This window comes from Lacimonas salitolerans, from assembly GCF_042677865.1.
GTDB lineage: Bacteria > Pseudomonadota > Alphaproteobacteria > Rhodobacterales > Rhodobacteraceae > Lutimaribacter > Lutimaribacter salitolerans.
Genome location: NZ_JBHUDD010000158.1, coordinates 16758 through 35529 on the forward strand (window position 1 = coordinate 16758; position 18772 = coordinate 35529).

Annotated in this window: 18 protein-coding genes; 6 read left to right on the top strand and 12 right to left on the bottom strand. The window is 64.1% G+C overall.

Annotated features, from left to right (window positions below):
• Nucleotides 1–54 precede the first annotated feature (54 nt).
• From ACFTOW_RS18645 to ACFTOW_RS18685, 9 genes are all read right to left on the bottom strand, one after another.
• Entirely contained in the window at nt 55–831 is a 777-nt protein-coding gene (locus ACFTOW_RS18645; protein WP_379918565.1) for an enoyl-CoA hydratase-related protein, read from the bottom strand.
• A 72-nt stretch (nt 832–903) separates the two neighbouring features.
• Nucleotides 904–1368 (bottom strand): cytochrome c-type biogenesis protein, encoded by a 465-nt coding sequence (locus ACFTOW_RS18650; protein WP_379918567.1) that lies wholly within the window; start codon nt 1366–1368, stop codon nt 904–906.
• Nucleotides 1365–3344, bottom strand: a complete 1980-nt coding sequence (locus ACFTOW_RS18655; protein WP_379918569.1) for a heme lyase CcmF/NrfE family subunit — start codon at nt 3342–3344, stop codon at nt 1365–1367. Before ACFTOW_RS18655 ends, ACFTOW_RS18650 begins: the two co-directional genes overlap by 4 nt.
• A 68-nt stretch (nt 3345–3412) precedes the next feature.
• Nucleotides 3413–3994 (bottom strand): holin family protein, encoded by a 582-nt coding sequence (locus ACFTOW_RS18660; protein WP_379918571.1) that lies wholly within the window; start codon nt 3992–3994, stop codon nt 3413–3415.
• Nucleotides 3985–4596 carry a holin-associated N-acetylmuramidase gene (locus tag ACFTOW_RS18665; protein ID WP_379918573.1) on the bottom strand — a complete coding sequence of 204 codons (612 nt, stop codon included), beginning with the start codon at nt 4594–4596 and terminating at the stop codon, nt 3985–3987. The genes ACFTOW_RS18660 and ACFTOW_RS18665 overlap by 10 nt, the downstream gene beginning before the upstream one ends.
• 61 nt (nt 4597–4657) lie before the next feature.
• Complete coding sequence (gene ccmE, locus ACFTOW_RS18670) at nt 4658–5104, bottom strand: cytochrome c maturation protein CcmE (protein WP_379918575.1); 447 nt, start codon at nt 5102–5104, stop codon at nt 4658–4660.
• A gap of 99 nt (nt 5105–5203) precedes the next feature.
• Complete coding sequence (locus ACFTOW_RS18675; protein WP_379918577.1) at nt 5204–6016, bottom strand: glutamate racemase; 813 nt, start codon at nt 6014–6016, stop codon at nt 5204–5206.
• 29 nt (nt 6017–6045) lie between these two features.
• Nucleotides 6046–6924, bottom strand: a complete 879-nt coding sequence (locus ACFTOW_RS18680; protein WP_379918579.1) for a lysophospholipid acyltransferase family protein — start codon at nt 6922–6924, stop codon at nt 6046–6048.
• A gap of 99 nt (nt 6925–7023) precedes the next feature.
• Entirely contained in the window at nt 7024–10431 is a 3408-nt protein-coding gene (locus tag ACFTOW_RS18685) for an indolepyruvate ferredoxin oxidoreductase family protein (RefSeq protein WP_379918581.1), read from the bottom strand.
• Between the two features lie 173 nt (nt 10432–10604).
• Here ACFTOW_RS18685 and ACFTOW_RS18690 point away from each other — a divergent pair, with 173 nt between their 5' ends.
• Nucleotides 10605–11510: a LysR family transcriptional regulator gene (locus ACFTOW_RS18690; protein ID WP_379918583.1), complete on the top strand. Its 906-nt coding sequence runs from the start codon at nt 10605–10607 to the stop codon at nt 11508–11510.
• A 183-nt stretch (nt 11511–11693) separates the two neighbouring features.
• Here the strand turns inward: ACFTOW_RS18690 and ACFTOW_RS18695 are convergent, their stop codons facing one another.
• Nucleotides 11694–12821 carry a M24 family metallopeptidase gene (locus tag ACFTOW_RS18695; RefSeq protein ID WP_379918585.1) on the bottom strand — a complete coding sequence of 376 codons (1128 nt, stop codon included), beginning with the start codon at nt 12819–12821 and terminating at the stop codon, nt 11694–11696.
• On the bottom strand, nt 12818–13825 hold the full coding sequence (locus tag ACFTOW_RS18700; RefSeq protein WP_379918587.1) for a pyridoxal-phosphate dependent enzyme: 1008 nt from the start codon (nt 13823–13825) through the stop codon (nt 12818–12820). The genes ACFTOW_RS18695 and ACFTOW_RS18700 overlap by 4 nt, the downstream gene beginning before the upstream one ends.
• Before the next feature lie 108 nt (nt 13826–13933).
• Between ACFTOW_RS18700 and ACFTOW_RS18705 the strand changes: the two genes are divergently transcribed.
• From ACFTOW_RS18705 to grxD, 5 genes are all read left to right on the top strand, one after another.
• Nucleotides 13934–14443: a hypothetical protein gene (locus tag ACFTOW_RS18705; protein ID WP_379918589.1), complete on the top strand. Its 510-nt coding sequence runs from the start codon at nt 13934–13936 to the stop codon at nt 14441–14443.
• A 76-nt stretch (nt 14444–14519) separates the two neighbouring features.
• On the top strand, nt 14520–16679 hold the full coding sequence (purL, locus tag ACFTOW_RS18710; RefSeq protein WP_379918591.1) for a phosphoribosylformylglycinamidine synthase subunit PurL: 2160 nt from the start codon (nt 14520–14522) through the stop codon (nt 16677–16679).
• A 68-nt stretch (nt 16680–16747) separates the two neighbouring features.
• Nucleotides 16748–16984, top strand: a complete 237-nt coding sequence (locus ACFTOW_RS18715; RefSeq protein ID WP_379918594.1) for a BolA family protein — start codon at nt 16748–16750, stop codon at nt 16982–16984.
• 4 nt (nt 16985–16988) lie between these two features.
• Nucleotides 16989–17258, top strand: coding sequence for a hypothetical protein (locus tag ACFTOW_RS18720; RefSeq protein WP_379918596.1), 270 nt, complete (start codon nt 16989–16991; stop codon nt 17256–17258).
• Nucleotides 17255–17617 (top strand): Grx4 family monothiol glutaredoxin, encoded by a 363-nt coding sequence (grxD, locus tag ACFTOW_RS18725; RefSeq protein ID WP_379918598.1) that lies wholly within the window; start codon nt 17255–17257, stop codon nt 17615–17617. Before ACFTOW_RS18720 ends, grxD begins: the two co-directional genes overlap by 4 nt.
• Nucleotides 17618–17699: 82 nt before the next feature.
• Here the strand turns inward: grxD and ACFTOW_RS18730 are convergent, their stop codons facing one another.
• Entirely contained in the window at nt 17700–18764 is a 1065-nt protein-coding gene (locus ACFTOW_RS18730; protein ID WP_379918600.1) for an NAD(P)H-dependent flavin oxidoreductase, read from the bottom strand.
• Between the last annotated feature and the right edge of the window lie 8 nt (nt 18765–18772).

The window sequence follows — 18772 nt, forward strand, 5'->3', positions numbered from 1 at the left end:
GCTTATCAACAAAGGGCACCCGTCAGGGTGCCCTTTTGCGTCAGGGAAAACCTGTCAACGGCCTTCGAACTGCGATGGCCGCTTTTCCAGAAAGGCAAGAACGCCCTCCTGAAAATCGCGGGTCTTGCCGCATTTTCCCTGCAACCGCCCTTCGAGATCCAATTGTGCCTCAAGCGTGTTGTCCCAGGACTCGCGGATCGATTGCTTGACCGCCGCATAGGCCACGGTCGGCCCCTTGGCGAGATGTGCGGCGCGGGACTTCCACGTGGCCTCGAACGCGTCATCGGCCACTGCTTCCCAGATCAGACCCCAGTCATCCGCCTGTTTGGCACTGATCTTGTCGGCGAACAGCGCGGCCCCCATCGCCTTGGCAGCGCCCATGCCGCGTGTCATCCAGTAGGTGCCGCCGGCATCGGGGATCAGGCCGATCCGGGTGAATGCTTGCAGGAAATACGCGCTTTCCGATGCGATCACCACATCCGCCGCCAGCGCAAGGTTGGCCCCGGCCCCGGCAGCGGCACCGTTCACGGCGCTGATCGTGGGGATCGGGCTGTCAAAGATCGCGCGCAGCATCGGGCCGTACTCGTCGCGCAGGGTGCGCTCCATGTCCAGGTTGGCCGCATTGGCCCGGTCGGACAGATCCTGACCCGAGCAGAATGCCCGGCCCTTGCCGGTCAGCACAAGAACCCGCGCGTCCTTGGGGGCCTGCCGTGCCGCATCCGCGATCTCGGCCCGCATCTGGGCGTTCAGCGCGTTCATCTTGTCTTCGCGGTTCAACGTGATCACCGCGATATCGTCTGCGATCGTGTATGTGATGGTCTGATAGTCCATCGGCATCCCTCCCTGTTCTGAATTTGGCGTCAGCTTAACTGACCGCCTTTCAGGGAAAAGAGGGACCGGGCGTCATTTGTTCAAAATATCCTGCAGCTTGGCCTTTTCCGCATCGCTCAGGCTGTCAGGGTCGGCCTGATCCGAAGCGGCTTCACGACGCCGGATATAGGTCAGGCCAATACCGACACCTATCAGCAGCATCAGTGGCCCCGCCCCCCACAGCAACCAGTTCGAGCCGGTGGCCCGCGGCTGCAGCAGCACATACTCACCATAGCGGTCGACGACGAAATCGATCACCTCGTCGTTGGTATCGCCCTCAACCAGCCTTTCGCGCACCAGCAGGCGCAGATCGCGTGCCAGTTCGGCGTTGGACTCGTCGATGCTTTCGTTGCGGCAGACCAGACAGCGCAACCCCCTGGACAGATCGCGCGCCCGTTGTTCCAGCGCCGGATCGGCAAGGATCTCGTCTGGTTCCACGGCCAGCGCGGGTGTCATGGGCAAAAGCGCCAGCATCAGGCCAAGGATCAGATGTTTCATTCCGCCGGCACCCCGGCGGTTGGCTGATCCGTCTTGCGGGCGCCCGCCGCCACGCGATAGCGCCGATCGCCAAGCGACAGCAGGCCACCCAGAGCCATCAGGATCGAGCCACCCCAGATCCAGTTGGCCAGCGGTTTGTAGTAGGTCCGGATCGCCCAGCCGCCGTTGTCCTGTGGATCACCGATCACGACATAAACATCACGCCAGAACCCGATATCGATCGCGGCCTCGGTCGTGGGCATTTCGGCCACCGGATAAAACCGCTTTTCCGGGTTGAGGGTGGAAATCACCTTTCCGTCTTTTTCCAGCAGCACGCTTCCCATCGTCGACACATAGTTCGGCCCCTGCACCCGCCGCACATCTTCCAGCGTCAGGGTGTAACCCGACAGCTCAAGGCTCTCGCCGGTCTGCAACACGCGGATATCCTCGGTCTCCCAGGCCAGCAGTCCGGCGATGCCGAACATGGTGATCCCAAGGCCACCATGGGCGACCGCCTTGCCCCAATCGGCCCCGGGCAGCCGGATCAGACGACGCATGCGCGTCTTGAACGCGCCCCGCCCCGTGCGGCTGAAGATATCGACCATGGACCCGAAAACCAGCCAGGCCCCAAGGAACAGCCCAAGTGGACCAAGCGCGCTGCGCCCGGTCTGCATCGCAAAACCGAGTGCCGCCAGAGCCACCGACAGGATGAAGACGCCACGCAGCGGGCGGAACGCCTTGGCAAAGCCGCCACGTTTCCATGGCATCATGGCACCCAGCGGCAATGCCGCACCCAGCACGATGAAGAACGGGGTGAACGCCATGTTGAAGAACGGCGGCCCGACCGACAGCTTGCGATCCCACAGAAGCTCGGCCACCAGCGGCCAGATCGTACCGATAAAGACCACAAGGCAGCTGACCGCCAGCAAAAGGTTGTTGAACACCAGCGCGCTTTCGCGACTGACCACGCCGAACACGCCCTTTGCCTCCATCGACTGGGCGCGGGCAGCAAACAGGATCAGCGCGCCGCCCATGAAGAATCCCAGAATCATCAGGATAAAGACGCCCCTCTCGGGATCGTTGGCAAAGGCATGCACCGAGGTAAGCACGCCCGAGCGCACGATGAACGTGCCGATCAGGCTGAAACCGAAGGCCATGATTGCCAGCAGGATAGTCCAGCTTTTCAGCGCCTCGCGCTTTTCGACCACGATGGCGGAGTGCAGCAAGGCAGCGGCGATCAGCCATGGCATCAGCGATGCGTTCTCGACCGGGTCCCAGAACCAGAAACCGCCCCAACCCAGCTCGTAATACGCCCACCAGCTGCCCAGCCCGATCCCGATGGTCAGAAACAGCCAGGCCGCGAGTGTCCAGGGCCGCACCCACCGCCCCCAGGCCGCATCGACGCGCCCTTCGATCAGGGCAGCAACCGCGAAAGAGAACGCCATGCTCAGCCCGACATAGCCCAGGTACAAAAACGGCGGATGAAAGGCCAGACCGGGGTCCTGCAGCAGCGGGTTCAGGTCCTGCCCGTCAAAGGGCGGCACCGCAAGACGCTCGAACGGGTTCGAGGTAAACAGGATGAAAGCAAAAAACGCCACGGACACCGACGATTGCACCGCCAGAACGCGCGCCTTGAGCGTAGGCGGCAGATTGCCGCCAAACCAAGCCGCCATTGCGCCAAACAGCGTCAGGATGAGCACCCAAAGCAGCATCGAGCCTTCGTGGTTTCCCCACACACCGCTGATCTTGTAGATCATCGGCTTGAGCGAGTGGCTGTTCAGCGTCACCAGTTTCAGCGAAAAGTCCGAGGTGACAAACGCATATGTCAGCGCGGCAAAGGAAAACCCGGTCAGCAGGAACTGCGCATTTGCCGCAGGTTCGGCCATGGCCATCCAGCCGGGCCAGCGTTTGTGTGCCCCGATCAGGGGCACGACGGATTGCACGATTGCCACGAGGAAGGCAAGGATGAGGGCGAAGTGACCGAGTTCTGTAATCATGCAGGTGTTATATGCAATTCGAGCAGGCGGGCAAATCACATTCGACCCGCCTGTTCAACTTGTCGCAATCAGCGCTGCCCGCCGCCGTGCCGCCATGCCTCCAGCGCCGGGTTTGCCTCGGGGCGGACCGCGTCAAGCGTCAGATTTGCATCGGTGTCGTTCCGCGCCACGCCGGGGGTTTGCGCGCCGATCCGGTTCAACCGGGCGATGGACTCAACCACCTGCGGCGCATGGGACATTGTGCGCGCGATTCGGGCCTGAAACTCCTGCCCCTTGGCCTGATGGCGGGCGCCGAAGTAAAAGCTGACGATCGCCCCCAGCAGCCACCACAGCGGCTCGGGCACCAGCGCAAGCCCCTGCATGCGCGCCGCGAACCAGATCGGATCAACCATGGCCGTGACGAACAGACCCAGCGTGCCAAGCGCCAGCGCCGGACGCGGCACCCGGTTGATGCCATCCATCACCCGGTCAAAGCGGCTGGGCCCGGGCGCTGCAAACTCGGCCCCGAACTGCGCGAGGGCGGCGGCATGGTGCTGTGCCGCCCGGTCGGCGCCGGCCTCGCTATTTTCACGAAACACCTCGGCGGTTTCGCGGATCACGTTGCGGCCATTGCCGAAAATCGTGCCAAGTGCGGTGTCGATCAATGCCATGTCGCGATCCTTTCGTGGAATTCCGCGCGGGTCATGTGATAGCGGGGGCTGATGAATTCTTCGGCGCGGATGATCCAGCCGCCCTTGCCGCCGTCGCGCCTGCGCACGTACTTTCGGCTGGCCGGGCGGCCGTCGGCGATCCGAAAGTAGTAATTGCGCCGCGCGATCCCGTAGGCATCGGCCAGATGATCCGGCGCGGCCTGATCCGCTGCCTTTGCGGCTGCGATGGTCTGCGGCCCGATCACCCCGTCCACCGCCACATCCTGCCCCATCTGGCGCAGGAGACGTTGCAGGATTTTCACTGCGTTGGATCCGGCATTGACATACATGTCGAACACGCTGGCCTGCAATGGCTCGGGCAGCGCGTCGATGCGCGGCCGATGGTAATAGTGCTGCACGAATATCCGCTCGGCCTCCGTGCGACTCAGTCGGCGCACATCGTCGATGGTCACCTGACCGTCGCCTGTCAGGTCCAGGCCCAGACGCCGCAATGTGTGGATGGTGACGCCATACTTGGTGGCGCCGCCCGGATCGTCGGGATCGTTAACAAATCCGCCTTCGCGCGCCACGATGGACCGCGCAATATCTTGAATGTCCGGCATGTTACCCGCCTCGTTGTTTGCTCGTGCGGCAAACTTGGCGGATCAGTGGTTAACAGCGCGATTAACTACCGTTCGGATCCTGGTAGATGCCTTGCGCCTTCAGCGCGTCCACAACTTCCTTGGGCATGTAGGTTTCATCGTGTTTGGCAAGGATTTCCGAGGCTTCGAACACGCCGTTTATGTATTTCCCGGTGCCGACCATGCCCTGATTCTCTTCGAACAGGTCCGGCAGGACGCCAACAAAGGTTACCGGAATCGTCGCGCCGCCATCGGTGACTTCGAAACGTATCATCTCGCCCTGCCCGCGCTTCAGACTGCCCTCGGCCACCAGACCGCCGATGCGGAAAGTCTCGTTCGGGCTGGGCGGTTCCGCGATCACCTGCGCGGGCGAGCGGAAAAAGTTGATGCCGTCGCGCATCGCATAGCCGATAAGCGCGGTCGACACGATCAGCGCGAAGGTGGCCAGCGCGATGATCTGGATACGGCGGGTTTTCTTGAGCGATCTCATCGGTTCATTCCGTTCTGACGGCATACATCGGTATGGCAACAAGATACTGTCGCACCCAGCCACTGCGCAAGCGAAACCGGTGCTACCTATTGTCCGCTCTCAGGCCGGTTCAAACGTGATCTGGCGGCGCAGGAACTGCGTTGCACGGGTGGACACGCGCGCGGGATCGCCCGTGGTCAGATACCGGGTCTCGGTGCCGCTGCCCAGCATGCCGGGATGGCGCGCAAGGTAATCCGCAAGGCTGTCCGCAACAAGATTGGCCTGACTGTAGACGCTGACATCCGCACCCAGCGCCTGCTGGAACACATCCTGCAAAAGGGGATAATGGGTGCAGCCCAGAATCGCCGCCTGCGGACGCGGCATCTTGCGCTTCAGGGCATCCACATGGCTGCGCACCAAAGCCTCGGCCAGGATCATGTCACCCTCTTCTATGGCATCGACGACACCGCCGCAGGCCTGCGCCTCGACATCCACACCGATGGCGCGAAAGGCCAGTTCCCGCTGGAACGCACGGCTGGCCACGGTGGCTGGCGTCGCAAACAGCGCCACATGCTTGACCGCAACCTCGCGCGGGGGGCTGTTGTCACCCCATTGCCGTTCGGTCAGCGCCTCGATCAGCGGCACAAACACGCCCAACACGCGCTTGTCTCGCGGCACCCCGGTCTCTTGCATCCGGCGCAGGGCGGCGGCACTTGCGGTGTTGCAGGCAAGGATCACCAGGTCGCAGCCCGCGTCCCACAACCGTTCCACCGCGCCCCGTGTCAGCCCGTGAATGTCTTCGGCGTCGCGCACGCCGTAAGGCGCGTTGGCGCTGTCGCCGAAATAGACAAAGGGCACGTCGGGCAGGCGCCGCTGCGCGGCCTCAAGCACCGTCAGACCGCCAAGGCCGGAATCAAAAACGCCAACTGCCATGAACCGCCCGCCTGTTTGGGGCACCACGTTCAGGCGCGGTGCTTTTCCTCGAACTCGAAGCCGTAGCCATAGGATTTCAACGGCGTCGGCGACAATTCATACGTCGCGTTGCGCAGGAAATCCATCATCGCCTTCGAATCCTTTGCCCGTGCCTGCAACTCGGCCTGTGCGATCGGTTGGCCGATCACAACGCGCACCGGCGTGTCCACCCGCTTGCGGAACTCCTTGATCAACAGCCCCATGCGCAGGGTGTAATGCAGGTGGCTGGCGATCTGGAACAGACGGCTGGTATGACCGTCGAAATAGATCGGAACAACCGTGGCCTGCGATTTTGCCACCATCCGCGCGGTAAACGACCGCCAGCCCGGATCCATCGGCTGCTCGAAGGGCTTGACCGCCGTAGACACCGTACCGCCGGGAAAGATTCCGATCGCGCCGCCCTGCCCCAGATAGCGCAGCGCCTCTTTCCGGGTCTCAAGGTTTTCCTGCACCGCCTCGCGGGTGTCATCGAAATTGATCGGCAGGATGATGCGGTTCAGATCCTCGGCCTTGCGGAACACCTTGTGCGCCAGAATGCGGAAATCGCCCCGCACCACGGACAGGATATGGCCCATCATCAGCCCGTCCAGAATGCCGTAAGGATGGTTGGCGATCAGGATCAGAGGGCCATTGGCCGGGATGTTCGACAGGCTGCCGCCCGCCACATCCAGGCTCAGGCCATAGCGTTCGACGATCACCTGCCAGAAATCGCGGCCCATCGCGACCTCATCCTCGTAGCCCGCGGCCCGCTTGATCAGGCTGATCCGCCCGGTGATATTCTCCATCACGCGGATCATGGTACGCCCGCCCCGCGTGGTTGCGGAATGGGCGTAACTTATGTCACGGGCAATATGCCTTTGATCAGGCATGTCACATCCTCCGAAAAGCTGCCGAAGATTTACGCGGCTTGGCCGTCCCTGACCAGTGCTTTTGAAGATCGTGTAACATTATGAACAAATCATGACATTTTATTCCGCGGCCTTCGCCAGACCCGCGCCGCCGCTGCGGAATGCCGCCAGCAATTCCTCGCGCCGTTTGGCGGCCTTGCGCTCGTTGGCTTCCTTGACCGGGCCGAACCCCCTGATCTGCAACGGCAATTCCGCCAGCGCCACGACGATGTCCATGGTTTCCGGCGTCAGCTTGGGCAGCAGGTCATTCATGTCAGTTTCGTATTGCTTGATCAGCGACCGCTCCATCCGGCGCTCGGTAGAGCGGCCGAACGGGTCCAGCGGCGTGCCGCGCAGAACCTTCAGCTTTGCCAGAAGGCGGAAGCCGCGCAGCATGCCGGGGCCGAACTCGCGCTTCATCGTGCGACCGTCCGGGCCGGTCTTGGACAACAGCGGCGGGGCCAAGTGGAACTTCATCCTGAAATCGCCGTCGAACTCCTGCCTGGCCTTCTCCATGCTGTCCAGATGCAGGCGCGCCACCTCGTATTCATCCTTGTAGGACAGCAGCTTGTGATACCCCTTGGCGACGGCCTCTTTCAGGCGTGGATCGTCGACGCGATCCAGCATCTTGAGGTACCGCTTGGCCAGCCGTTTGCCCTGATAGGCCACCAGATGATCCGCGCGGAAGTCGATCTTTTCCTGCACCGTCTTGGGCTTGGCGATCACGTTGGGCGTCACCAGCCGTGCTGCATCCGCCGGATGCAGCGCCGCCCAGCGCCCGATCTCGAAGGCGCGCAGGTTGCGCTCGACCGCGGCGCCGTTCAGCTCGATCGCGGTCTTGATCGCGTCATAGCCCACGGGCACAAGCCCGCGCTGCCAGGCTGCGCCAAAGATCATCATGTTGGAAAAGATCGAATCGCCCAGCGTGGCCTTGGCCAGATCGGACGCATCGAACAGCAGCACCTGATCGCGCAACCGCGCCTCCAGCGCCAGCGCCAGACGGTCGCTGGGCAGGCTGAACTCGGTGTTACGGGTGAAATCACCGGTGATGATCTCGTGGCTGTTTACCACGGCCCCGGTGCGGCCCTGCCTTGTCAGGCCTAGCGTCTTGGCCCCGGCACTGACCACCAGATCACCGCCGATCAGGGCATCCGCCTCGCCCGTGGCGACGCGCACAGCGCTGATATCGCTTGGGCTTTCGGCCAGACGGCAGTGGATGTGCACGGCACCGCCCTTTTGCGCAAGCCCCGCCATCTCCATCATCGCAGCACCCTTGCCGTCGATCTGCGCGGCCTGTGCCAGCACGGCGCCGATGGTCACAACGCCAGTGCCGCCAACCCCGGTGATCACCACGTTGAAGGTGCCGTCAATCGCAGGCAGATCAGGCACCGGCATGTCCGGTAGGGTCAGATCGGTCGTCGCCCCCTTTTTCACCTTGGCCCCCTCAAGCGTGAGGAACGAGGGGCAAAACCCCTTGAGGCACGAGAAATCCTTGTTGCAGCTTGACTGGTCGATCGCCCGCTTGCGGCCCAGTTCGGTTTCGGCGGGCACGATCGCCACACAGTTGGATTGCACCCCGCAATCGCCACAGCCTTCGCAGACATCGGTATTGATGAACACGCGACGGTCGGGATCGGGGAACTGCCCGCGCTTGCGGCGGCGACGCTTTTCGGCGGCGCAGGTCTGGATATACAGGATCACCGACACGCCCGGCACTTCGCGCGCGCGCTTCTGCACATTGTCCATCTCGGCGCGTTCAAAGGTCTGCGTGCCCTTGGCAAAACGGCTCAGGTCGACGTCTTCCTTTTCGTCATAGACGACGAACACGTCCTTCACCCCCATCGCGCGCACCTCGTCGGCGATGCGATAGGCATCAAGCCCGCCCTCGTTGCCCTGACCGCCGGTCATCGCCACGGCATCATTATACAGGATCTTGTAGGTGATGTTCACATTCGCAGCCAGCGCGGCGCGGATCGCCATTATCCCTGAGTGGTTATAGGTGCCGTCGCCCAGGTTCTGGAACACATGGCCGGTGTTCGAGAACGGCGCCTCGCCGATCCAGTTGGCCCCCTCGCCGCCCATATGGGTCGTGCCCAGCGTGTCGCGGTCCATCCACTGCACCATAAAGTGACAGCCGATCCCGGCATAGGCGCGGCTGCCTTCGGGCACCTTGGTGCTGCTGTTATGCGGGCAGCCCGCGCAGAAATACGGCAGACGCGCCGCGATTTCCTCGGCGTTGTCGTTGCGGCGCACCTCGGCCAGCGCGGTTTGACCGGCGCGGATGCCATCGGTATCGCGCCCCTCTTCGATCAGGATGTCACCCAGCTTTTCGGCAATCATCACCGGGTCCAGCGCCCATCGGCTGGGGAACAGCTCGGGGCCGTTCTGCCCCTTGTGCCAGCCATAGACACGACGGCCCCGGCGGTCGTCAAAGATCGATTCCTTGACCTGAACCTCCAGCAGCTTGCGCTTTTCCTCGACCACGATGATCAGGTCCAGCCCCTCGGCCCAGTCGTGAAAGCCCTTCATGTCCAGCGGCCACACCTGCCCGACCTTGTAGGTGGTGATGCCCAGCCGCTCGGCCTCGTCCGCGTCGATGTTCAGCAGGTTCAGCGCATGCACCATGTCGAGATAGCTTTTGCCGTGGCTGACCAGACCGATCTTGGCGCCGGGCTTGCCCCAGACGCGCTTGTCGATGCCATTGGCATGGGCAAAGGCCTCGGCCGCATGGCGCTTGTAGTCGATCAGCCGCGCCTCCTGTTCGATGCGGTCATCGACCAGCCGAATGTTCAGCCCGCCCTGCGGCATGGTGAAATCAGGTGCGACCATCTGCATGCGGTCCGGGCTGCCGTCCACAACGGCTGTCGCCTCGATCGTGTCCTTCATGGTCTTCAGACCGACCCAGACCCCGGCATAGCGCGACAGGGCATAGCCGTAGATGCCGTAGTCCAGAATCTCCTGCACGCCGGCCGGGCTGACCACGGGCACGTAGGCGTCGATCAGCGCCCATTCGGACTGGTGCAGCACGGTCGAGGATTCGCCGGTGTGGTCATCACCCATCGCCACCAGCACGCCGCCATTGGGGCTGGTGCCTGCCATGTTGGCATGGCGGAACACGTCGCCGGTGCGGTCCACGCCCGGCCCCTTGCCATACCACAGGCCAAAGACGCCATCGAACTTGCCCTCGCCGCGCAACTCGGCCTGCTGCGTGCCCCACAGGGCGGTGGCGGCCAGATCCTCGTTCAGCCCCTCCTGGAACTTCACATCCGACTGCGTCAGGAACTTCTGCGCGCGCATCATCTGCATGTCGACCGCGCCCAGCGGCGAGCCGCGGTAGCCTGTGACAAACCCCGCCGTATTCAACCCCGCCGCAACGTCCCGCGCCTTTTGCATCAGCATCAGTCGCACCAGCGCCTGCGTGCCATTCAGCAGCACCGGCGACTTTTCCAGATCGAAACGGTCGTTCAGCGAAATTTCGGCTTTGGTCATGGTTTCCCCCTGTTGCGCTTTTTTTAACTATAGCTCACTTAGGCGTCATATTAGGTCAAAATTTGTGACCTATAAAGCGCCTCGGCGAAAATCACCCGACGTAAAAGATGTGCGCGACATGTTTTTTACGATTATTTCATGTAGCTTTAGCCAGTAATCGGAAAGTTGTGCATATGGACTGGGACAAACTAAGAATTTTTCACGCGGTCGCCGATGCAGGCAGCCTGACTCATGCTGGCGAGACACTGCATCTCAGTCAATCTGCCGTGAGCAGACAGGTACGCGCGCTTGAGGAGAGCCTGAACACCACCCTGTTTCACCGCCATGCGCGCGGACTGATTCTCACCGAACAGGGCGAACTACTGTTCGATGCCACGCGCGCCATGTCCAAGCGACTGGACGCCGCATCGGCCCGTATCCGCGACAGCGAGGACGAGGTGTTCGGCGAATTGCGCGTGACAACCACAACCGGCTTTGGCAGCCTGTGGCTCGCCCCGCGCCTGCCCGCGCTGTACGAAAAATACCCCGAGCTGAAGATCGATCTGATGCTCGAGGAACGCGTGCTGGACCTGCCCATGCGCGAGGCCGATGTCGCCATCCGCATGAAGGAACCCAGCCAGGCCGATCTGATCCGCAAACGCCTGATGACGGTCAAGATGCAACTCTACGCCTCGCCCAGCTATCTGGAACGGCGCGGCCTGCCCGCCAGCCTTGAAGACATCAGCCAGCACCGCCTGATCTGCCAGAATCCCAGCTCGGCGCAGGTGGGCGCGGGTGCGCTGCTGGTGCAGGAACTGATGAGCTATGACCTGCACTCGACCCTGACGGTGAACAACTACTTCGGTGTCCTGCAGGCGGTTCTGAACGATCTGGGCATCGGGGTGCTGCCCGACTACCTGACGCAGGATTTTCCGAATCTGGTGCGCGTGCTACCACAGGTGGAATCGGTCGAGGTTCCGGTCTTCCTCGCCTACCCCGAGGAATTGCGCCATTCCAAGCGGGTTGCCGCCTTTCGCGACTTCGTTCAGGAAGAGATCATCAGCTACCGCAAACAGCAAAAAGATCAGGCACTTACATAACAGGTCAAGCAGCCATGCAGCTTTTGCATAACAGCCATGCTGCACCTGCGGCATGATTTGCCTTGATTGTACATAAACAGACGCCTAATTCGGCACGTGACGGTGATGACGACCAGTTCTTCATCATCTTCATACCTCCCTGTTGGACTTTGGCCGAGCTTAGTGCTCGGCCTTTTTTTTGGCTCAGTCGATTCGCGGCAGGTCGCTGGCCCAGGGTGACAGGATTTGCGGCCCCCCCGGTCGGATCACGATATTCTCTTCATGTACAAGGATGTTGCCATCGGCAGTTGCAACTCCGGGTTCCAGCGTGATCACCATGCCCGGCTCCAGAACGGTCCGGTCGCCGGGCAGCAGCGACAGCCCTTCGGTCAGCTGCATCCCCAGCCCGTGGCCCAGCCGCCCGCCGTCATCGCCACAGATCGCGGCCATCGCGGCCCAGACATCGCAGGCCCGCGCGCCCGGACGTGCCGCCGCCAGCCCCGCCTGCGCGGCCTCCAACAGTCGCGCATGGGCCCCGACCACCCGCGCATCCGGCGCTCCAATGGCGAAATTGCGGTCGTAGTCGCAGAAATACCCGTCCCGCACGGCCCCGGTATCCAGCATCAGCACATCGCCCGCGCACAGCGCCCGGTCATCGGCGGGCGAGATCACATCCGCGTACCCCAACGGCCCGGCACCGCCCGCCAGATAGGGCACCCAATCCGCGCCGTCCTCCAGCAGCAACCGTTGAAAATCGCGAAACACCCGCGACAGCGCCACGCCGGGTCCGGCGATCTCGGGCACGCGGGCAAAGGCACGGCCTGCGATCCGGCAGGCATGGGCGATCTTGGCAATCTCGGCCTCGGATTTCACCGCGCGCAGACGGGCGGTGATGCCGGCATCGTCGCGGAAAACCTGCGCCGACGCGCCCTGCAACCGCGCGAAATCGGCCTGCGCCATGCGCAGATGGGTTTCCGGCCCCGACGGGATGCCGACAGGACCGCCAAACTCGTCCAGCACGTCTGCCAGCAGGCTGACCCCCTCGTCCTCGGGCTGCGGCGCGGGCCATGTGCGGATATCCGTCACCCATGTCTTGCCCATCAGCGCCGCGCCGATCGCGGGAATCACCGCCACCGGATCACCATCCGCCGGAAGGATCAGGAACCAGGGACGGCTCGGGCTTTCCCAGAACCGGGTCAGAAAGCCGGTGAAATAGCGGATTTCCGGCTCGGTCGTCAGCAGCAGCGCGCCCAGACCCGCCTGCGCCATCATCGCCTGCGCACGGGTCACCCGGGCCTGATACTCGGCCCGCGCAAAGCCGCGCTCGCTCATTCCGGGGCCTCGGACAGGATCGCCATTACCCGCGCGTCGCCGGGCAGGTCCAGCCCGGCCAGCAGCGCCGCCAGCCCGGCCCCGCCCGATGCCGTGGTGGCCAGCCCCGCCCCGGCCAGCACCGGCAGGGCCGCCTGCGCATCCTCTTCGGACAGCAGGGCAAACCCGTCCGCATCGCGCGACAGGCCTTGCAGCGCGATCAGGCTGGCGGTCTTGCAATCCAGCCGCCCCATGCAACTGTCCGGGCCGCTGGCATCCACCAGCGCGCCTGCCTCGATCGCGTCATGCAACGCCGGGGCGGCCGCGGGTTCCACTACGATGATCCGCACCGCCTCGCCCCAGATATGGCGGGCATGCGCGGCCACTGCCCCGGCCAGACCCCCGACGCCGGCCTGCACCAGAATATGCGTAGGCCGTTGCGGGATCTGCGCCGCCGCCTCGGCGGCCAGCACAAGATACCCCTCCATCAGCCTGTGGGGCACATCGATGTAGCCGGGCCACGAACTGTCCGACAGCAGCACCAGCCGTTCGGCCACGGCGGCCTGACTGGCGGCGGCCATGCTTTCGGCATAATCCGCGCCTGCGCGGCGCACCTCGGCGCCAAACCCCTGCAGCCGCTCGGCAAAGCCCTGCGGCACGGTCTGCGACAGATAGATCACCGCCCTGGCGCCGAACACCTGCGCCCCCGCCGCCACCGACAGCCCGTGATTGCCGGCACTGGCGGTGACATAGGTGCTGCCCAGCGCCCGCCCCTCCGCCGCATCGCAAGCAATGACATAGGCCGCCCCCAGCGCCTTGAAGCTGCCAAGCCCCATCCGCGCGCGCTCGTCCTTGACCCAGACCTGCGCCACATTGGCGCGGGCGGCAAGCTCGGGCATCTCGACCAGCGGCGTGACCGCATGGGCCGGGCACCGGTCCAGCATGGCGCGGGGTCGGTCCGCATCATGGCTGGGCCAGGGCGCATCAAGCCGCAGGCCGGTTCCGCGATATGGGTTGTGCAACATGTCGGTCCCCTGTCTGTTCCTTTCAGTGAACGCAGTCCCGGCCGCTTGCGTCAACTGCATTGCCTGATACGGGTGGCGCATTACCGATTGTGCGCCTATGTCTTGCGCATGGCCCAGGACGCTGCCCTTTTGACCGGAGAGCTGACGCTGACCCCGCCCGCGCGGCGGCAAAGCGAATGGCACATCACCGACCCCGAGGGGCCTGCGGGACATGTCATCCCGCCCGGTCGCGGCGCGGGGCATGTGCGCCTGCACGGAATGGGGTTCGACATCGCCTTCGGACAGCTTGACGATGGCGGCCGCGCGATCCTGCGCCCCTGGCGACTTACGATCGAGGGCGCGAACCTGTTTCACGCCTGGTCGATGCCCGGCGAGGGTTGGTTCAACCGCATTCTGGCGCGCGATCACCCTCTGTATACGTTGCATGACCACAGGCCGCCCCTGCGGATGATCCTGCGCGGCGGGCTGAACCGGCAGATCGCGCTGCTGGCGGGAGACGACCTGCTGGCACTGGCCGACTACCCGCGCAGCCGCGGCCCGCGCCACATACGCCACGCCCCCACCCTGCCCCCGGCGGTGCAGGCGGCGCTGTGCCACGCGGTCACGCAACCGCGCTGACGCCCGCCCCTTTCCCCCGCCCGCGCGATGGATTAAACGGTGCAAAAGACCAATCCGCGCCCGGGGGACAGACCAGATGCAAGAGCCGCAGATCACACCAGACCTGATCGCCAGCCATGGGCTCAAGCCCGACGAATACCAGCGTATCCTCGATATCATCGGGCGCGAGCCGACCTTCACCGAACTGGGCATCTTTTCGGCCATGTGGAACGAGCATTGTTCCTACAAATCCTCCAAGAAATGGCTGCGCACCCTGCCCACCACCGGCCCGCAGGTCATCTGCGGCCCCGGTGAGAACGCAGGGGTTGTCGATATCGGTGACGGTCAGGCGGTCGTGTTCAAGATGGAAAGCCACAACCACCCCAGCTATATCGAGCCCTATCAGGGTGCCGCCACCGGCGTGGGCGGCATCCTGCGCGACGTGTTCACCATGGGCGCGCGGCCCATCGCGGCGATGAACAGCCTGTCCTTTGGCGAGGTGTCCCACCCCAAGACCCGCCGCCTTGTGCATGGCGTGGTCGAAGGCATCGGCGGATACGGCAACTGTTTCGGCGTGCCCACCGTGGGCGGCGAGGTGCGGTTTCACCCGGCCTATAACGGCAACTGCCTTGTAAATGCCTTTGCCGCCGGCCTGGCCGATACCGACAAGATCTTCTACTCCGCCGCCAGCGGCGTCGGCATGCCCGTGGTCTACCTTGGCGCCAAGACCGGCCGCGACGGCGTGGGCGGGGCCACCATGGCCAGCGCCGAGTTCGACGAGAGCATCGAGGAAAAGCGCCCCACCGTGCAGGTCGGCGATCCCTTCACCGAAAAGCGCCTGATGGAGGCGACGCTTGAGCTGATGGCAACCGGGGCGGTGATCTCGATCCAGGACATGGGCGCGGCGGGGCTGACATGCTCGGCCGTTGAAATGGGCGACAAGGGTGGACTTGGCGTCCAGTTGCAACTGAACGACGTGCCGCAGCGCGAACAGAACATGACCGCCTATGAAATGATGCTGTCGGAAAGCCAGGAACGCATGCTGATGGTGCTGCGCCCCGAAAAAGAGGCCGAAGCGCGCGCGGTGTTCGAAAAATGGGATCTCGATTTCGCCATCGTCGGTGAAACCATCGCCGAAGACCGGTTCCTGATCCTGCATGGCAATGACATCAAGGCCGATCTGCCACTGTCCAAACTGTCCTCTGCCGCACCGGAATACGACCGCCCGTGGGAGGAAACCCCTGCTGCCGATCCACTGGACGACGTGCCGGGGGTGGACCCGATCGATGCACTCAAGGCGTTGATCTGCAGCCCAAATTACGCGTCCAAGCAATGGGTGTACGAGCAGTACGACACCATGGTGATGGCCGATACGGTGCAGACCCCCGGTCTGGGCGCGGGCATCGTGCGGGTGCATGGCACGGAAAAGTTGCTGGCCTTTACCAGCGACGTGACGCCGCGCTACGTGCGCGCCAATCCCACCGAAGGCGGCAAGCAGGCCGTGGCCGAGGCCTATCGCAACCTGTGTGCCGTGGGCGCCCGCCCGCTGGCCACCACCGACAACCTGAACTTCGGCAACCCCGAAAAACCCGAGATCATGGGCCAGTTCGTAGGCGCGATCAAAGGCATCGGCGCGGCCTGTCTGGCGCTGGACATGCCTATCGTGTCGGGCAACGTGTCCCTGTATAACGAAACCGACGGCCAGGGCATCCTGCCCACCCCCACGATTTGCGCCGTCGGGCTGATCGACCATGCCGATCACGCCATCACCGGGCAGGTGCGCGACGGTCATGTGGCGCTGCTTTTGGGCGAAACGACGGGCCATCTGGGGCAATCCGCCCTGCTCGCCGAGGTGTTCAACCGCGAGGACGGCGACGCCCCCGCCGTCGATCTGACCGCCGAGCGCGCGCATGGCGAGTTCATCCGCGCCAATCGCGACTATATCAAGGCCTGCACCGATCTGTCCGATGGCGGGCTGGCCCTGGCCGCGTTCGAGATGGCCGAGGCCGCAGGCGTCGGCGTGCATCTTGACGAAGGCGACAGCGCGCAACTGTTCGGCGAGGATCAGGCGCGTTACCTGATTGCGTGCAACTTCGATCAGGCCGAGGCGCTGATGATCGCCGCCGGACGCGATGGCATCCCGCTGAAGACCGTGGGCAAGTTCACCGGCGACAGCGTGCGCATGGGCGGATCCGAGGCCCCGCTTGCAGAGCTCTCCGCGCTCTATCGCGGCGGTTTCGGGGCCGCGCTTGGCTGACGCTCGGGGCTTGCGAAAAACAGGTATCAGTCATACATCTTTTAACGCAACGACAGGAGACGCCGCACATGCCGATGCATCCCCACGAAATCGAAGACCTATTGCGCAAGACCTTTCCCGACGCCAAGATCGTCGTCGAAGGTGACGATGGTGTGCACATGTCGGCATTGGTGATCGACGAAAGCTTTCGCGGCATGAACCGGGTGCAGCAGCAGCGCGCGGTCTATGCCGCGCTCAAGGGCAAGATGGACGGCCCCAGCGGCGAGTTGCACGCGCTGGCGCTGACCACACGAGCCCCGGACTGACACCATGGACAGCGGCCTGACCATACCGATTCTCATCGCCCTGATCGTCGCGGTCGTGGTGATCATCGGGGTCGGTCGGCAGCGCCAGTTCGACACCACCAAGCGCGGCAGCAAGCCCGGCAAGGGCTATCACACCCTTGAATCGAACTACTCTTCGGGTCTGGGCGGCAACGATGCCACATGGCAGGTCCCCCGCGACCCGCAGGAATACGCCCGCAGATTCGTGCCCGGCCATGCACGGCGCGGCACCGACAAAAAAGGACACTCCAAATGACAGACGCGAAAACCCGGATCGACGAGACGGTGAAATCAAACGACGTGGTGCTCTACATGAAAGGCACCAAGGACATGCCGCAATGCGGCTTCTCGCAGCGCGTGGCCGGGGTTCTGAATTACATGAACGTGGACTTTGCCGATGTGAACGTGTTGGCAGACGAGGACATCCGCCAGGGCATCAAGGACTATTCCGACTGGCCCACCATCCCGCAGCTTTACGTCAAGGGCGAGTTCGTGGGCGGCTGCGACATCATCACCGAGATGACCCTGTCGGGCGAACTGGACCAGTTGTTCGAGCAAAGCGGCATCACCTACAACAAGGAAGCCGCCGACAAGATCCGCGAAGCCAACGCCTGAACCGGTCTTGCGTATCGAAGCTGACAAAAAGCCGCGCGTCTTCCATCTGGAGGCGCGCGGTTTTTCGTGGCAAACCCAGTGATCAGCCAGCCGACCCCAGCAGCGCCTGCGCCTGATCCCAGATCCGCGTGACGGTCTGGCCCGCGGGCTCGGGCCGGGCCCGCGCTGCCGCCTGCCCCGCCCACATCTGCATCGACCGCGCCTCGCCCGCCGCGCGCATTGGCGCCGTCAGCGCGCGCTGAACTGGATAGGGCGCGGGCGCCGGCCCGGTCTCGGCGGCGCGCACATAGGGCGTGGCCACGGCACGGCCCGTGCGCCCGGAAAAGGCGCGGGTCAGACGGGTGTCTTCGGGCGCAAGCCCGGACAGCGCATCGGCCCACTTGGGCGCGACCCCGGCCTCGGGGCTGCGCAGCAACGCGGTGCCAAGCATCACCGCGCTGGCCCCCAGCACAAGCGCCGCCGCCATGGCGCGGCCATCCCCGATGCCACCGGCCGCGATCACCGGAACATCCACAACATCCACCACCGCAGGGATCAGTGCCAAACCGCCTACCGATTGCGCCTGCGCCTTTTGCGCGTCGAAACTGCCGCGATGCCCACCTGCCTCGGCCCCCTGCGCGATGACGGCATCGGCCCCGGCGGACTGCGCCGCGCGCGCTTCTGCCACAGTGGTGACGGTGGCAAACCAGCGCATCCGCCGGGCGCGCAATGCCGCAACCTGCTCAGCCGTCAAAAGCCCCATGATGGTCGATACCACCGGCGTGCCCGCAGCCAGCAGGGCGTCAAACTGCGCGTCGAAATCCTGCACCAGCGGCCCATCCGAAACTTCCGGGCGCGGCCCCCATTGCGTCAGGAATTCCGCCAGCGCGGCCTCGTGCGCGGGATCGCGGGCCGGTTCGGGGTCTGGCACCCACAGGTTCATCTGGAACGCACCGTTGCTGCGCGCGCGAAACCCGGCCGCCCACTGTGCGATGTCATCGGGTGCCATCAGCAAGGCACCGCAGGCCCCCATGCCGCCCGCATCGGCCACCGCCCCTGCCAGCGCCACCGGCGACGCGCCCGCCATCGGTGCCATCAGCAGCGGCAAGTCCAACCCGTAGGTCTCGCAAAATTCGTGGACCCGGTGCCAGAGATCGGACTGAGCCATCGGACCGA

Excerpts from the sequence above, each read along its gene's own strand:
- ACFTOW_RS18645 (WP_379918565.1), bottom strand. The coding sequence starts at position 831 with ATGGACTATCAGACCATCACATACACGATCGCAGACGATATCGCGGTG.
- ACFTOW_RS18650 (WP_379918567.1), bottom strand. The coding sequence starts at position 1,368 with ATGAAACATCTGATCCTTGGCCTGATGCTGGCGCTTTTGCCCATGACA.
- ACFTOW_RS18655 (WP_379918569.1), bottom strand. The coding sequence starts at position 3,344 with ATGATTACAGAACTCGGTCACTTCGCCCTCATCCTTGCCTTCCTCGTG.
- ACFTOW_RS18660 (WP_379918571.1), bottom strand. The coding sequence starts at position 3,994 with ATGGCATTGATCGACACCGCACTTGGCACGATTTTCGGCAATGGCCGC.
- ACFTOW_RS18665 (WP_379918573.1), bottom strand. The coding sequence starts at position 4,596 with ATGCCGGACATTCAAGATATTGCGCGGTCCATCGTGGCGCGCGAAGGC.
- ccmE (WP_379918575.1), bottom strand. The coding sequence starts at position 5,104 with ATGAGATCGCTCAAGAAAACCCGCCGTATCCAGATCATCGCGCTGGCC.
- ACFTOW_RS18675 (WP_379918577.1), bottom strand. The coding sequence starts at position 6,016 with ATGGCAGTTGGCGTTTTTGATTCCGGCCTTGGCGGTCTGACGGTGCTT.
- ACFTOW_RS18680 (WP_379918579.1), bottom strand. The coding sequence starts at position 6,924 with ATGCCTGATCAAAGGCATATTGCCCGTGACATAAGTTACGCCCATTCC.
- ACFTOW_RS18685 (WP_379918581.1), bottom strand. The coding sequence starts at position 10,431 with ATGACCAAAGCCGAAATTTCGCTGAACGACCGTTTCGATCTGGAAAAG.
- ACFTOW_RS18690 (WP_379918583.1), top strand. The coding sequence starts at position 10,605 with ATGGACTGGGACAAACTAAGAATTTTTCACGCGGTCGCCGATGCAGGC.
- ACFTOW_RS18695 (WP_379918585.1), bottom strand. The coding sequence starts at position 12,821 with ATGAGCGAGCGCGGCTTTGCGCGGGCCGAGTATCAGGCCCGGGTGACC.
- ACFTOW_RS18700 (WP_379918587.1), bottom strand. The coding sequence starts at position 13,825 with ATGTTGCACAACCCATATCGCGGAACCGGCCTGCGGCTTGATGCGCCC.
- ACFTOW_RS18705 (WP_379918589.1), top strand. The coding sequence starts at position 13,934 with ATGGCCCAGGACGCTGCCCTTTTGACCGGAGAGCTGACGCTGACCCCG.
- purL (WP_379918591.1), top strand. The coding sequence starts at position 14,520 with ATGCAAGAGCCGCAGATCACACCAGACCTGATCGCCAGCCATGGGCTC.
- ACFTOW_RS18715 (WP_379918594.1), top strand. The coding sequence starts at position 16,748 with ATGCCGATGCATCCCCACGAAATCGAAGACCTATTGCGCAAGACCTTT.
- ACFTOW_RS18720 (WP_379918596.1), top strand. The coding sequence starts at position 16,989 with ATGGACAGCGGCCTGACCATACCGATTCTCATCGCCCTGATCGTCGCG.
- grxD (WP_379918598.1), top strand. The coding sequence starts at position 17,255 with ATGACAGACGCGAAAACCCGGATCGACGAGACGGTGAAATCAAACGAC.
- ACFTOW_RS18730 (WP_379918600.1), bottom strand. The coding sequence starts at position 18,764 with ATGGCTCAGTCCGATCTCTGGCACCGGGTCCACGAATTTTGCGAGACC.